Origin of the sequence: Nocardia sp. CDC159 (assembly GCF_023740735.1) — a bacterium.
GTDB classification, from domain to species: domain Bacteria; phylum Actinomycetota; class Actinomycetes; order Mycobacteriales; family Mycobacteriaceae; genus Nocardia; species Nocardia pulmonis.
The window spans coordinates 47,696-61,876 of record NZ_JAMRXH010000021.1 but is presented as its reverse complement, the minus strand read 5'-3'; the positions used below and the strand labels follow the sequence as shown (position 1 = coordinate 61,876).

Genomic DNA, 14,181 nt, shown 5'->3' with positions numbered 1-14,181 from the left:
CGCGCGGTGAGCGGGATCCAGGCTCGACGCTGCCAGCGTCGGTGGTGGCCCCGCGCCGATTTCGCAGTGCCGCATAAGCTGTTTTAGACCTCAGCAAATTATCAGCTTACGCTGGTCGCGGCGAACCACTGACCGGAAGGAGGCGTTGATGGCGCGTGTGCCGTACGGCGATCTCGAAGCCCTGGCCCCCGAGGTGCGGGCGCAGGTGCGGATGTTCGGGGATCTGAACATCGATCGAATGCTGGCTCAGGCCCGCACCGTGGTCGGACCGCTACACGAAACCACGCGGTCGATCCTGGCCGAATCCACGCTGGATCCGCGGCTGCGGGAGCTGGTGATCCTGCTCGTCGCACACTCCGGCCGCTGCGCGTACGAGGCGGTCCAGCACGAGGTTTCGGCGCGGGCGGTCGGCGTGACCCAGGCTCAGCTGGACGCACTCGAGGCCGATGACCCGTCCGCCGCGGTGTTCACCGACGCCGAGAAGGCCGTCCTGCGGCTGGTCGCCGCCGCGTTGCACGACAGCGCGGACGTGCCGGAGGAGACCTTCGACCGGGCCCACGACCATCTCGGCGACCGGGGAACAGTCGAGCTCATGATCCTGGTCGCGCTCTACTCCGGCATGGCGATCCTCTTGAACACCCTCCAGGTCGACATCGACGCGACCGCCCGAATGCGGTTCGCCCCCAATGGAAACGGGCACTAGCCTCGCTATCCCACCTGGATACCGACCACGCACGTGTCGTCGTCGGTGTCGGCGTCGCTGCCGTCGAGCAACGCGTCCAGGCGGTCCTCCAGACTTCCGGTGAATTGCGCCGACACCGCCAGCAGCCGCTGCTCGCACTCGTCCAGCAGGCGGCCTCGGCGTTCGATCAGGCCGTCGGTGTAGAACAGCAGGGTGTCGCCCGGCTCCAGCTGGAGTTCGGCTTCCTCGTAGGTTGTTTCGGCCAGCGCGCCGAGGATTATGCCGTCGAGCAGGGGGAGGGTGCGGGCGCGGCCGTCGCGAATGAGGATCGGGGGGAGGTGGCCCGCGCGGGCCCAGCGCAGGACGCGGGTCTGGGGGTTGTAGAGGCCGCAGACGGCGGTGGCGTAGATGGCGTCGGTCAGGTGGTGGGCCACCAGGTTCAGCCACATCAGCAGCTGGCCGGGACCGGATCCGGTGGCGGCCAGACCGCGCAGGGCGTTACGTAACACGACCATGCCGGTGGCCGCGGTGATGCCGTGGCCGGTGATGTCTCCGACGGATACCAGGATCTGCTTGGACGGCAGCACGACCGCGTCGTACCAGTCGCCGCCGACGAGGTGGTCCTGTTCGGTCGGCCGGTAGCGCACCGCGATGCGCAGACCGAAGGCGTCGATGGACGGCTGGGTGGCGGGCATGATCGCCTGCTGCAGCTGCCGCGCCAGTCGGCTCTGCTCGGCGGCGTGCTGTTCGGTGTGCGTGAGCTGATCCCGCGTGGCCGACAGCGCGACCTCGGTCCAGTGCTGCGACGAGATGTCCTGGTACGCACCGCGAATGGCGAGGAGCTGCCCGGCCGCGTCGAGTACCGGTTCGGCGATGACCCGGATGTGCCGGGTGACGCTGTCCGGCCGGATCAGACGAAACGCCGTCGAGGCCGGGTTACCGTAGCGGAAGAGGGTTCGCAGGAACCGCCGTACCGCGTCGGCATCGTCGGCGTGGGCGTGCTGGGGCAGTCGGCTGAGCGGGATCGGGTCCGCATCCGGCGTCAGTCCGTAGAGCGCGAAAATCTGTCTGCTCCAGATGATCTCGCCGGTGACCGCATTCTCCTCGAAGCCGCCGACGCGGCCCAGGCGCTGCGCGTGCTGCAGCAGGGCCGCCAACCGCACCGTCTCGTCCTCCACCCGCCACACCAGCAGCAGCATGTCGCCGTGGCGACTGATGCTGAGGGCGGCGGAGACGGTCAGGGGGACCTGGTCGACCAGTTCGGTCAGCGCCACCCGGTCGGCACGGAAGCTCTCGCCGGTGGCGAAGACGTGCTCGATCCGCTCGAACAACCGCCCCTCGCTCGCGGCCAGCGGATAGACCTCGAGCAGGGACGCACCGTGAATCAGGCTGCGGGGGCGGCCCACCGGATCGACGAAGCAGGTGTTGACGTGATGGATGTGGAAGTCGGTGAGCGCGCCGTCGTCGTCGAAGCGGGGCAGCAGGACGAGGGCCGGGTCGAACAGCCCGTCCGCCAGCCGCACGAGGTCGGCGACGGCCGGCCGGTCCGGCGCCAGGGTGGCGGCCACATCGGATTCGAGGGTGTGCGCGCACAGTTCGGCCAGCGCCTCGAGTTGCCGGCGTATCCGGGGCGGCTGCGGCGCGAGCGGCTGCGGCCAGCACACCTCCAGCACGCCGAGCAGTCTGCCGCTGCTGCCCGCGGGGATGGCCATCCGACCGCCGTCGCGGGCGCCGATCGACGGCAGGCCGGAGCGGCCCAGATCCTCGATCCACACCGCCTGGCGCTCCACCAGTGCCCGCCGCGCCGGAGTCGCCACGCCGGGCGGCACATACCGCCAGCGCTCGGCCTCCTGCGGACCGATGCCCGCGAAACCCAGCAGGGACAGCGACATATCGGCGCCCGCGGACCAGATCGCCACCGCCGTGGCACCCAGCGGGGCCAGGGCGTGCTCCAGCACCGACTGCGCCACCCGCTGGGTATCGCCCGCGGCGAGCAGTCCGCTCTCGGCGGTGCGCAGCCGCACCGTCACCGACGGTGCATCCGGGGTGACGGCACGCTGCAGGAACTCCCCCGCCGCGGCGCTGACCTCGTCCTGGGCCGCCTGATCGACCAGTTCGGCGGCCAGTTCCAGCGGCGTGACACCGGCCTTTTCGGCAAGCGCGTCGAGCTGGCGCGCCGCGTGCGCGGGCCCGCATCCCAGCCGTTCGACCAGCACCCCCTTCGCCAGCTCGAGCAGCGCCCGGCCGTCGGCGGTGGCCTGGGCCTGCCGGATCTCCCGGCGCAACCGCTCCACCGTGATCGCGAGGCGGTGCAGGGCGGGCTCCGGGGCCGGGCGGTCGGTCGCGGACGCGGGGTCGCGCGTATCCGACTCGGTCATGAGGCGTCCAGCCAATGCTGGATGCACGTGAGCAACACATCCGCGTCGACCGGCTTGGTGACGTAGTCGTTGGCGCCCGAGGCGAGGCTTTTCTCCCGGTCGCCCAGCATGGCCTTGGCCGTCACCGCGATGATCGGCAGGTCCGCGTAGCGCGGCATCTCGCGGATCGCCGCTGTCGCGGTGTAGCCGTCCATTTCGGGCATCATCACGTCCATCAGGACCAGATCCGTCTCGGGGTGGGCGAGCAGCGCATCGATGCCCTCGCGTCCGTTCTCGGCGTGCAGCACGCTGACGCCGTGCAGTTCGAGAATGCTGCTGAGCGCGAACAGATTACGGGCGTCGTCGTCGACGATGAGCACCGTGCGCCCGGCGAGCTTGCCGTCCGGCCGCTGCGGCGCGGCGGCCGGGGCCTCCTCGCGGCGCACCAGGGGCAGCACGTCACCGGGCGCCTCGGCGCTGACGTGCAGCACGATGCGCTCGCGCAGCTCGTCCAGGCTGGACAGCAGCTCGAGCGGCCGGTTCGCGGCGTGCTCCTGCAGCAGGCGCTCCTGCTCGGCGTCGAGTCGGCGATTGTGGGCCAGCACCGGAACGCCGCTCAGCGCGGGGTCGCCACTCATCGTCTCCAGAAAACGCAGCGCGGCGCCGTCGGGCATGTCCAGCTCGAGCACCACACAGTGGAATGCCTCGGCGGCCATCGCCCCCACCGCCTCCTCGCCGCCGACCGCGGTGACGATCTGGACGGGACCGCGCGGATCGTTACCGTCGGCGAGGTCGGCCACCGCGCTCTGCGCGACCAGGGACAACAGACCGTGCGAACGCTCCTCCACGACCAGCAACCTGCGCTGCTGCTGCGGCGTGGCGGGTGCGGGCGCGCGCTCGGGATCGCCGTCGATCTGCTGGGCGTCCTCCCCGGCGTGCGGTGTCGCCTCCTGGAAATCCGGCCGGGCGATCGGGAGGTACAGCGTGAACGTACTGCCCTGTCCGAGCGTGCTTTCGGCGGTGATGACGCCGCCGAGCAGATAGGCGATCTCCCTGCTGATCGATAGGCCCAGGCCGGTACCACCGTACTTGCGGCTGGTGGTGCCGTCGGCCTGCTGGAACGCGCCGAAGATCGACTCCAGCTGATGTTCGGCGATGCCGATGCCGGTGTCGATCACCTCGAACGCCAGCGCCGGACCGTATCGGCGCACCCCGGCGGGTGCCTCACCCGGCTCGGCCGGTTTGATTCGCAGCTCCACCGACCCGGTCTCGGTGAACTTCACGGCGTTGGACAGCAGATTTCCCAGCACCTGTCGCAGCCGGGAGTCGTCGGTGAGTACTTCGAGGGGCAGGCCGGGCGCGGTGGTGACGCGGAAACCGAGGCTCTTCTGCGTGGTCATCGGCCGGAAGGTGGCCTCGACGTAGTCCAGCAGCTTGCGCAGCGGAACGCGCTCGGGCGTGAGGTCCATCTTGCCCGCCTCGACCTTGGACAGATCGAGGATGTCGTTGATCAGCTGCAGCAGATCCGAACCCGCCGAATGAATGATGCCCGCGTATTCGACCTGTTTGGGAGTGAGGTTGCGGGTCGGGTTCTGGGCGAGCAGCTGCGCGAGGATGAGCAGGCTGTTCAGCGGGGTGCGCAGCTCGTGGCTCATATTGGCCAGGAACTCCGACTTGTACTTCGACGCGAGCGCCAGCTGCTGGGCGCGGGTTTCCAGTTCCTGGCGGGCCTGCTCGATCTCGAGGTTCTTCGTCTCGATGTCGCGATTCTGCATGGCCAGCAGCGCCGCCTTCTCCTCCAGCTCGGCGTTGGACCGCTGCAGTTCCTCCTGCCGCACCTGCAACTCCTGCGAGCGGGCCTGCAACTCGGTGGTCAGCCGCTGCGACTCGCCCAGCAGTTCGTCGGTGCGGGCATTGGCGACGATGGTGTTGACGTTGACGCCGACGGTCTCCATCAGCTGGTCGAGGAAGTCGCGGTGAATGCGGGTGAAGCGGTGCACCGACGCCAATTCGATCACCCCGAGCACCTGATCCTCCACCACGATCGGCAGCACGAGCAGATTGACCGGCGCGGTCCGGCCCAATCCGGAGGAGATGGTGACGTAGTCGCCGGGCACGGCGTCCACGGCAATCGTGCGGCGGCTGCGCGCGGCCTGCCCGACCAGGGATTGGCCGAAGGTCAGACGCGTGGGACTGTCCGGTTCCTCCGGACTGCCGTAGCAGCTGATCAGCCGCAGCTCCGGCCGCTCGGCGGTGTCGTCGGCCAGGTAGAACGCGCCGAATTGCGCGGAGACCAGCGGCGCCAGCTCGTCCATGATCAGCTCGGCCACCACGGGCAGGTCGCGCTGGCCCTGCATGAGGCTGGAGATGCGGGCCAGATTGGTCTTGAGCCAGTCCTGGTCCTGGTTGGCGCTGGTGGTCTCGCGCAGCGACTCCACCATCGAGTTGATGTTGTCCTTCAGCTCGGCCACCTCACCGGAGGCCTCGACGGTGATGGAGCGGGTCAGATCCCCTTCCGCGACGGCGCTGGTGACCTCCGCGATGGCGCGGACCTGCCGGGTCAGGTTGCCCGCCAGCTCGTTGACGTTCTCGGTCAACCGCTTCCACGTGCCCGACACGCCCTCGACCTCGGCCTGGCCGCCCAGCCGCCCCTCCGACCCCACCTCGCGGGCGACCCGGGTGACCTCGGCGGCGAACGCGGAGAGCTGATCGACCATCGTATTGATCGTGGTCTTCAGCTCGAGGATCTCGCCGCGGGCGTCCACGTCGATCTTGCGGGTCAGGTCGCCCTGCGCGACCGCGGTGGTGACCTGGGCGATATTGCGGACCTGATTGGTCAGGTTGTTCGCCATGGAGTTGACGTTGTCGGTCAGGTCCTTCCAGGTGCCCGCCACATTCGGCACGTGGGCCTGCCCGCCGAGCATGCCCTCGGTGCCGACCTCGCGGGCCACACGGGTGACCTCGTCGGCGAACGCGGACAGCGTGTCGACCATCGTGTTGATCACCCCGGCGAGCGCCGCGACCTCGCCCTTCGCCTCCACGGTGATCTTCTGACTCAGGTCGCCACGCGCCACCGCCGTGGCGACCTGGGCGATCGACCGCACCTGACTGGTCAGGTTGGAGGCCATGACGTTGACGTTGTCGGTCAGATCCTTCCAGGTGCCCGACGCACCGCGCACGGTCGCCTGCCCACCGAGGTTGCCCTCGGTGCCGACCTCGCGGGCCACGCGGGTGACCTCGTCGGCGAAGGCGGACAGCTGGTCGACCATCGTGTTGATGGTCTCCTTGAGCTCGAGGATCTCCCCGCGCGCGTCCACCCGGATCTTCTGGCTCAGATCGCCACCGGCGACCGCGGTGGTGACCTGGGCGATCGAGCGCACCTGCGCGGTGAGGTTGTCGGCCATGACGTTGACCGATTCGGTGAGGTCCTTCCAGGTGCCGGAGACGCCCTTGACGTCGGCCTGACCGCCCAGCCGACCCTCGGTGCCGACCTCGCGGGCGACGCGGGTGACCTCGTCGGCGAAGGCCGAGAGCTGGTCGACCATCGTGTTGATGGTGTTCTTCAGCTCCAGGATCTCCCCGCGCGCGTTCACCGTGATCTTCTGGGAGAGGTCGCCGCGCGCCACGGCGGTGGCGACCTGGGCGATCGAGCGCACCTGCGCGGTCAGGTTGCCCGCCATGAAGTTCACCGAGTCGGTGAGGTCGCGCCACGTGCCGGAGACGCCCTTGACGTCGGCCTGACCGCCGAGGGCTCCTTCGGTGCCGACCTCTCGCGAGACCCGGGTGACCTCGTCGGCGAACGACGACAGCTGATCGACCATCGTGTTGATGGTGTTCTTCAACTCCAGGATCTCCCCGCGCGCGCTCACCGTGATCTTCTGACTCAGATCACCCCGCGCCACCGCGGTCGTCACCTGGGCGATATTGCGCACCTGAGCGGTCAGGTTGCCCGCCATGAAGTTCACCGAGTCGGTGAGGTCGCGCCACACGCCGCCGACGCCGGGCACCTCGGCCTGCCCGCCCAACCGGCCCTCCGAGCCCACCTCGCGCGCCACCCGCGTGACCTCGTCGGCGAACGCGGACAGCTGATCCACCATCGTATTGACGGTGCTCTTCAGCTCGAGGATCTCGCCGCGCGCGTCCACATCGATCTTCTGTGACAGATCGCCGCGCGCCACGGCGGTGGCGACCTGGGCGATGTCACGCACCTGACTGGTGAGGTTGCCCGCCATGGCGTTCACCGAGTCGGTGAGGTCCTTCCAGGTGCCCGACACGCCCGGCACCTCCGCCTGCCCGCCCAGCCGCCCGTCCGTGCCGACCTCGCGCGCGACGCGAGTGACCTCCGAGGTGAACAGCGACAGCTGGTCCACCATGCCGTTGAACACCGTCGCGATCTCGCCGAGCAGCCCCTCGCCGTCGGTCGGCAATCGAGTGCCGAAATCGCCGTCGCGCACCGCCGTCAAACCCGCCAGCAGTTGGCGCAGCTCGACCTGATCCGCGACCGCGGTAGTGGTTGGTGCCGCCGTATCCGTCATGTCATCCCCGATCCAGTCACGAACCACGCGGACATCCGGTCCGAGTAAGCACGCCGACTCGTCGGTGGCGCGTATGCCGCGCCACCGACGAACGGTGAGGTGCTGGATGCTGAACACCTACCAGCCGCTGACTCTAGCCCCTCCGCAGTTGGGGCGGGACCTATCGGTGCACAGCGGCTGGGCAGCGACCTCGCTCGATGCCGATTGGGCGGAATGCCGGCGCGGGCGATCATCCGCCCGGCGCGCGGGCGAAGTCATTGCCCGCCTTCGGTTTCGCGCTGGGCCGGTTCGACTGCCGCAGGCCGGGTACAGGCCGAGTACAGGCCACCTGCTTGGGTGAGGAGAGGTAATGGCACAGTTCCGCAACTACATCGTGCGTTCGACCCTGGGTGCTGGAGCGCTCGTCGTGGGCACCATTCTGGCCGGATGTGCGGACAACGATCCCACTGCACCGCTCGGCACCACCACGATGCCGACCGCCACGCTACCCACGCCGGGCTCACCGACGACCGGCGCGGACGAAGACCGGGTGACCCCCGCGGCCGCTCGGCAGCTGTGCGACATGATCGCGCCGGAGATCGACAACTGGCGTGCCCAAGGCCCGACGGTCGGCAAGGTGAGTTTCAATGGCACCGTGCAGAACTGGGCCACCCGCAACGACGGCCTCAACGACGAAGTACTGCGCGACAAGTCGATCATCGACACCGTGACCACGCAAACCTGCGCCGACGTGCGCCAGCGGGCCATCGAGGTGCTCCAGGTTCCCGATCTGGCCAGCGCCCTCGTCGGCGACCGCTGATCCGGCGCGCGGCGGCGATCCGACCACCCCTTTCGTAATCTGGACGGGTGGGAGCTGTGGACGTCGGCCGCGAGCCCGACGCGGAATGGGATTTCGCGGGCCCGGCCGGTGCCGTTCGGCCGGGCGTGGCGATGATCGGCTACCGCGATTCGGGTGGTGCCGGATTGGATCTCCGGGTCGCCGGGACGACGGCGGTCACCGTGGTGATCGGATTCGGGGATCGGGAGCTGGTCGTCGACGATGCCGTGGGGCGGCGGCGGCTCGACGGGTTCGTTGCCGGACTTCCCCTCGAGGCCATGCGGGTGCGCACCGAACGGGCGGCGTGCATCGAGGTTCGTTTGTCGCCGATCCAGGCGTATTCGCTGTTGGGCTTTCCCCCAACGGATTTGGGCCGGGGAGTCGTCGGGCTGGCGGACCTGTGGGGGCGGCGGGCTCGGCGACTGCGCGAACAGCTCGCGTCCGCTCCGACCTGGGACGAGCGGTTCGCAGTGACGGAATCGTTTCTGGCACAGGGCGACCGGCCGACGCGCACGCCTGACCCGGAGGTGCTCGCCTGCTGGAATCGCATACTCGCCACCCGTGGCCGGGTGCGGATCGGTGAGCTCGCCGATTCGGTCGGCTGGAGTCACAAGCGGCTGTGGTCGCGGTTCGAGTCCCAGATCGGCCTGACACCCAAGCGGGCGGCGATGCTGGTCCGATTCCGGTACGCGGTCGACGGTCTGCTGGCGGGGCGGTCCGCCGCCGACGTCGCGGCGGAGTGCGGGTACACCGATCAGGCGCATCTGTGCCGGGACGTGTCGATCTTCGCCGATCACACGCCCGGGGCCCTGCGGACGCACTATCTGCCCACCATTGCCCGGCACCGGTACCGGGCCTGGGGAAAATTCTTCCAATACCGCGCGGAACCCATCGGTCGATAGTGGTGACTCGAACCGTCACCCCATCGACAACGAGAGGACACCCGCGGTGGCCAATACCCTCGATCCCGCCCGGCTGCAGATCGCCCTGGAGACCGTCCATCGCGCGGGTATGCCCGGCGTTTTCGCCGAGGTGCGCGACGATGGGCAGATCTGGCGCGGGGCGGCCGGCGTCGCCGATCTCGCCACCGGTCGCCCCGTCACGGCCGATATGCGACACCGCGTCGGCAGTATCACCAAGACGTTCACCGCGGCCGCGGTGCTGCGGCAGGTCGACACCGGCGAAATAGGGCTCGATACACCGATCGGCCACTACCTGCCCCGCCTGGTTCCCGGCGAACGAGGTGCGGCGATCACCGTCCGGATGTTGATCAACCACACCAGCGGCCTCGCCGAATACCTCCCGTATGCCTACCCGTCCCTCGCACCCTTCCCCGCCCTGGCGAAAACGACACCGAAGAGCTTGGCGGACAACCGATTCACCCGGTTCCACCCGACCGAGCTGATCGAAATGGGTGTCTCGGCGCCCGCCTGCGGGACCCCGGGTGGCGCCCCGGGGGTGTACTCGAACACCAATTACCTGCTGCTGTGCCAGCTTCTGGAGGCGGTCACCGGTACCTCGGCGGAGAAGTGCATCACCCGCGACATCATCGAGCGGGCCGAGCTGTGCGACACCGAACTCCCGGACGGACCGCATATCAACGGACCGCACGCGCTGCACTACGAAGCGTGGTTCGGCATGTTCGACCCGCCGCGCGACTTCAGCGTCTACGACATGTCGTGGGTGGGCCCCTCGGCTTCGCTGATATCGACCGTCACCGACCTCAACCGCTTCTTCGGCCTGCTGCTGGCCGGCGAGATCATCAGCCGATCGTCGCTGGCCCAGATGCAACGCACCGTTGCGGTCATCTCCTTCGAGGGAAAGGCACTCGACTACGGTCTCGGCCTGCAGCGGATGCCGATCCCCGGCCCCGACACCTACTGGGGACACGACGGCTCGGTCTGGGGCGGCGGAGCGATCTCCATGACCCGCGCCGACGGCACCCGCGGACTATCCCTCGCGGTGAATCTGCAGCGCTGGAACCGGATCGACTCCACACATCGGCCGCAGCCCCATCCCATCGACGACGCGCTTCGAGCTTTTACCCAGCTGGCGCTGCGTGATTGAGACGTGTCGCACTGCCGCCCGGGGCAGTGCGACACGTCGTGCGGATCAGGCCGCCTTGTGGAATGTCCACGCCTGGTACTGGTCACCGTATTCGGGGGCGAGGGCCACGCGTGGGGGGTAGATGCGGAGCATGCTCATGCCCAGCCGCATCGGTGTGCCGGGGACGGCTATCCGGAAGGTGTCCGGCTCCGCGCCGGGGTGCAGCAGCCACTGGCGTGGCTCGGGTAGCAAGAGTGTGAGCTCGTGCATGTCGGGTTCGCCGTCATAGCTCAGATACAGGCGAGTGTTGTTGAGGCCGATGACATATCGGTCGTTGTCGGCAGGGCTGACCTGCCACACCTGTTGTAGCTCCGCGTCTTCCGGCAGGATGACGCACGGTGCCCCCGGTTGGGGTTGGAGTGCGGTGAGGTACTGCTCTTCAGTGAAGCCGATCCGATACGAACCCTCGGATATCGATGCCATGGACGTGCCTCCCTGCCTTGGTGCGGCGGTGGCGCGGTCCGCCACCGCTGAGGGTGGCTGTCGCGCCGTTGCGGACGGCCACTTCCAGTGAACACCCCGAGAGGTTCCGGTGTCCGCGGATTACCCGGGATTCGATCGAAACAGCTTGCGCGGTACGGAAACTCGCTCAGCGATACCAGGTGCCCGAGGCATTGTCCGGGTAGTGGGCGGCGTCCAGGTGGTAGGCGCCGTGTGCGTTGCGGATCAGGTAGCCGGACCAACCGGCGTTGATATTGCAGACGACATCGTCGCGGTTGCACACCGAAAGGACCGGGAACGCACCGAAATTCGCGTCGGTGCCGACCAGGGGCTCGCCAACGAGGAACGTGATGATGGTGGCGGCCAGACCGGGACCGCCGGGCCCGGCCGCACGCTTCGGATCGGCGATGAGGACGGCATCGGCATTGGCGACCCGCTGGTGGGCACTCACCCAGGCATGCACCACCGCGGCGCCCTCGGAGTGGCCGATGAGTTTGATGTGGTCGTCCGGGCAGGCGCGGCGATGCGCCCAGAACAGCCGATTGACCTCGCGCACACCGGACTTCGGCTGAAAGGTGTTGTATTCGACGTGCTCGTCGGCCACCATGTAGCGCGAATCCTGACGGCCGCCGGTGGACAATCCGAAGGTGAAGCCGCCGACGCCGAGGGACCAGGAGCCCCTGCAGGGGGCCGGGCGGGCCGATGCCGGTGTGCCGACGGCAGCCAGGGACCAGACGACGGCGGTCACGATGGTGAGCGCCGCAATGCGCGTGAACATAGGGTTTTCGATCCTCCGAAAGCTGCGATCGCCAGCCCTACCGGCCGTCGGCGACCCGGCCGACGGGAATGTTGTGAACTGTCTCGAGCCCTGCACGATATCGGAGGTATAGCGGCATGACGTCACTGTAAGGAGGTCGAGGCGGCAGGGCGGCAACGAGTTCGCCAAAACTAACAACCTTGCAGGCCAGGCTTAACACCGAACCTGCCGCCTCGCATCCGCGGATCAGCGATTCACCCGGCTAGAACATGCCGCGGCTGTTGAAACCGCCCCCCATATCGGCGAAATCGTCGAATCCGCCACCGCCACCGCCGAACAGGTCGTTTCCGCCGCCTCCGAACCAATCGAAGCCGCCTCCGCCGCCGCCTCCGCCGCCGAACAGATCGCCGAAGTCGCCGCCGCCGAACAGATCCCCACCGTCGTCACCGAACATATCGCTGATGTCGGACGCGCTATTGCCCCCGCCGTCGCCGAACCAATCGAATCCGCCGCCGTCCTGGCCCCAATCTTCCCCGAAGTCCTGCCCGAGCTGGCTCAGCCAATCGTCCCCGCCGCTCTGATCGAACTGACTCTGCCAGTCGTCCCCGCCATTCTGATCGAACCCGCTCAGCCAATCGTCCCCGCCGCTCTGATCGAACTGACTCTGCCAGTCGTCCCCGCCATTCTGATCGAACTGGCTCAGCCAATCGTCGCCACCGTCCTGGTCGAACTGGTTCTGCCAGTCACCACCGTCCTGGTCGAACTGGTTCTGCCAATCACCACCGTCCTGATCGGACTGGTTCTGCCAGTCACCACCGTCCTGATCGGACTGGTTCTGCCAATCACCACCGTCCTGATCGGACTGGTTCTGCCAATCACCACCGCCGTCCTGATCCGACTGGTCCTGCCCCGGCTGCGATTGCGGGTCCTTCGGATCACCCCCCGTCGGCTTGTTCTGATCGGCCGCACTCGTCGGCTTGTCGGGCTTGTCCTGGCTGGACGGACCGGACGGACTCCCCTTCTTGTACATGCTGTTGAGCTGATTGACCTCATTTTTGCTCAACGGGCTCGGGCCATTGTTGCACCGGTTGACGACGCTGGCCATGATGCTGCAGCCGCTGTCATTGTGGTCGAGGCCCATGGCATGCAGAAGTTCGTGCCCGGCGATCTCGGTTCGATCGGCGGAATTGAAATTCTTGTTCTTGGGGTCGAGTTTTACGAACGGGCCGCTGCCATCCATACCGCCCAGCCCGGCCACGCCTCCCGAAAACGATTCGTGGCTGATATTGATGGCACCCCGACCCGTTCCGGGCTTCAGCACGAAGTTGATGCCCGGCGTCGAGTTCAGATGCTTGACTGCGTTCTCGATATCCGGATCTTTGACCTTGTTGTTGTAATGAATGATCGCCCTGCCGTCGCTGTCGTAGCCCTGGATCGGCGCCTTGAAGCCGAGGGTCGGCGCCTGGGCGGCGGCGGTGGGGGTCGATATCAGGCTGATCGCGCCCGGACCGAGCAGGGTCCCGGCGACCAGCGTGGCGAAGAGTCGGGGTGCGCCATTCGTGGTCGACTTTGCGGCTCTGTGTTTACCGCGATAGTTGCGACGATTGGCAGCGGGCGGCATTGGGCGGAGACCTCCGTGTGCACTACAGGTGAACTTTCCACCGAACCCGAATGACGGCTGATATCAGCGGTCGGTATCAGCCGAGTGTCGCGAAAAGACAGCCGCACACTCGCGGCTCGGCACGCCCGACTGTACTGGCCCGCCGGTGAATGCGTGAAAATGTTTAAGCCAGACCTTAACTGGCGAAAATGATCTTTATGCACGGTGACAGGATTTGCTGCGGCTTTCTATCTTGATCAATTTCGCGCGCGGGCCGGTCCATATACGGACGAGGTGTTGTGTCTCAGGTCACAGCCCCGCCCTGTCACGCCGACCGGGTCGCCCACGTCTGGTGTTCGTTCAACGCCCCCGCGAGAGAGGACGACGTCATGGAGCCCCGTTTCAACCTGATGGACAACCCGATCGGCGCCAAGATCGGCCGGCGCTTCGCCGGACTCGGCCAGGCCATCGTGCAGTCGACGGTGCCGAAGGCCACGCTGGAGCTGATGGAACTGCGGGCCAGCCAGATCAACGGCTGCGGCTGGTGCACCGATATGCACACCAAGGAACTGGCCGCCGCGGGCGAGACCGCGACGCGAATCAATCTGGTCGCGGTCTGGCGCGAGGCCCGGGTGTTCACCGACGCCGAACGGGCCGCTTTGGCGCTGGCCGAGGAGGGCACCCGACTCGCCGACGCGCACCAGGGCGTCTCCGACGACACCTGGGCGCAGGTGCGCGAGCATTACGACGACGATCAGATCGCCACGCTCGTCTACGTTGTCGCCCTGATCAATGCGGCCAACCGGCTCGGTGTGATCACCCGCATGCCGGGCGGCTCCTACGAGCCCGGCATGCTCGCCGAATTGACCAGCTGACCACCGGATCC

The 14,181-nt window shown here is 67.8% G+C and carries 10 protein-coding genes; 5 read left to right on the top strand and 5 right to left on the bottom strand.

Features of this window, described 5'->3' with window-relative positions; all coding sequences use genetic code 11:
* The first annotated feature begins 148 nt into the window (after positions 1 to 148).
* Entirely contained in the window at positions 149 to 703 is a 555-nt protein-coding gene (locus NDR87_RS32645; protein ID WP_251917715.1) for a carboxymuconolactone decarboxylase family protein, read from the top strand.
* 5 nt (positions 704 to 708) lie between these two features.
* Here NDR87_RS32645 and NDR87_RS32640 read toward each other — a convergent pair whose 3' ends face one another.
* Complete coding sequence (locus NDR87_RS32640) at positions 709 to 3,060, bottom strand: SpoIIE family protein phosphatase (RefSeq protein ID WP_251917714.1); 2,352 nt, start codon at positions 3,058 to 3,060, stop codon at positions 709 to 711.
* Entirely contained in the window at positions 3,057 to 7,574 is a 4,518-nt protein-coding gene (locus NDR87_RS32635) for a HAMP domain-containing protein (RefSeq protein WP_251917713.1), read from the bottom strand. The genes NDR87_RS32640 and NDR87_RS32635 overlap by 4 nt, the downstream gene beginning before the upstream one ends.
* A gap of 349 nt (positions 7,575 to 7,923) precedes the next feature.
* Between NDR87_RS32635 and NDR87_RS32630 the strand changes: the two genes are divergently transcribed.
* From NDR87_RS32630 to NDR87_RS32620, 3 genes are read left to right on the top strand one after another with little or no spacing between them, the layout of a single operon-like run.
* Positions 7,924 to 8,373 carry a hypothetical protein gene (locus NDR87_RS32630; protein ID WP_251917712.1) on the top strand — a complete coding sequence of 150 codons (450 nt, stop codon included), beginning with the start codon at positions 7,924 to 7,926 and terminating at the stop codon, positions 8,371 to 8,373.
* 47 nt (positions 8,374 to 8,420) lie between these two features.
* A complete protein-coding gene (locus NDR87_RS32625; RefSeq protein WP_251917711.1) occupies positions 8,421 to 9,293 on the top strand; it encodes a helix-turn-helix domain-containing protein in 873 nt (290 codons plus the stop codon).
* Positions 9,294 to 9,339: 46 nt separating this feature from the next.
* Complete coding sequence (locus NDR87_RS32620) at positions 9,340 to 10,458, top strand: serine hydrolase domain-containing protein (RefSeq protein ID WP_251917710.1); 1,119 nt, start codon at positions 9,340 to 9,342, stop codon at positions 10,456 to 10,458.
* 45 nt (positions 10,459 to 10,503) lie between these two features.
* Here the strand turns inward: NDR87_RS32620 and NDR87_RS32615 are convergent, their stop codons facing one another.
* From NDR87_RS32615 to NDR87_RS32605, 3 genes are all read right to left on the bottom strand, one after another.
* Positions 10,504 to 10,920 carry a hypothetical protein gene (locus NDR87_RS32615; RefSeq protein WP_251917709.1) on the bottom strand — a complete coding sequence of 139 codons (417 nt, stop codon included), beginning with the start codon at positions 10,918 to 10,920 and terminating at the stop codon, positions 10,504 to 10,506.
* Between the two features lie 166 nt (positions 10,921 to 11,086).
* Complete coding sequence (locus tag NDR87_RS32610) at positions 11,087 to 11,716, bottom strand: cutinase family protein (RefSeq protein ID WP_251917708.1); 630 nt, start codon at positions 11,714 to 11,716, stop codon at positions 11,087 to 11,089.
* A 241-nt stretch (positions 11,717 to 11,957) separates the two neighbouring features.
* Positions 11,958 to 13,316: a matrixin family metalloprotease gene (locus NDR87_RS32605; RefSeq protein ID WP_251917707.1), complete on the bottom strand. Its 1,359-nt coding sequence runs from the start codon at positions 13,314 to 13,316 to the stop codon at positions 11,958 to 11,960.
* 368 nt (positions 13,317 to 13,684) lie between these two features.
* Here NDR87_RS32605 and NDR87_RS32600 point away from each other — a divergent pair, with 368 nt between their 5' ends.
* A complete protein-coding gene (locus NDR87_RS32600; RefSeq protein WP_251917782.1) occupies positions 13,685 to 14,170 on the top strand; it encodes a carboxymuconolactone decarboxylase family protein in 486 nt (161 codons plus the stop codon).
* Positions 14,171 to 14,181: the final 11 nt, after the last annotated feature.

What these genes read in the sequence shown, in the direction of transcription:
- NDR87_RS32645 (WP_251917715.1), top strand. Translation starts at nt 149, where the DNA reads ATGGCGCGTGTGCCGTACGGCGATCTCGAAGCCCTGGCCCCCGAGGTG.
- NDR87_RS32640 (WP_251917714.1), bottom strand. Translation starts at nt 3,060, where the DNA reads ATGACCGAGTCGGATACGCGCGACCCCGCGTCCGCGACCGACCGCCCG.
- NDR87_RS32635 (WP_251917713.1), bottom strand. Translation starts at nt 7,574, where the DNA reads ATGACGGATACGGCGGCACCAACCACTACCGCGGTCGCGGATCAGGTC.
- NDR87_RS32630 (WP_251917712.1), top strand. Translation starts at nt 7,924, where the DNA reads ATGGCACAGTTCCGCAACTACATCGTGCGTTCGACCCTGGGTGCTGGA.
- NDR87_RS32615 (WP_251917709.1), bottom strand. Translation starts at nt 10,920, where the DNA reads ATGGCATCGATATCCGAGGGTTCGTATCGGATCGGCTTCACTGAAGAG.
- NDR87_RS32610 (WP_251917708.1), bottom strand. Translation starts at nt 11,716, where the DNA reads ATGTTCACGCGCATTGCGGCGCTCACCATCGTGACCGCCGTCGTCTGG.
- NDR87_RS32605 (WP_251917707.1), bottom strand. Translation starts at nt 13,316, where the DNA reads ATGCCGCCCGCTGCCAATCGTCGCAACTATCGCGGTAAACACAGAGCC.
- NDR87_RS32600 (WP_251917782.1), top strand. Translation starts at nt 13,685, where the DNA reads ATGGAGCCCCGTTTCAACCTGATGGACAACCCGATCGGCGCCAAGATC.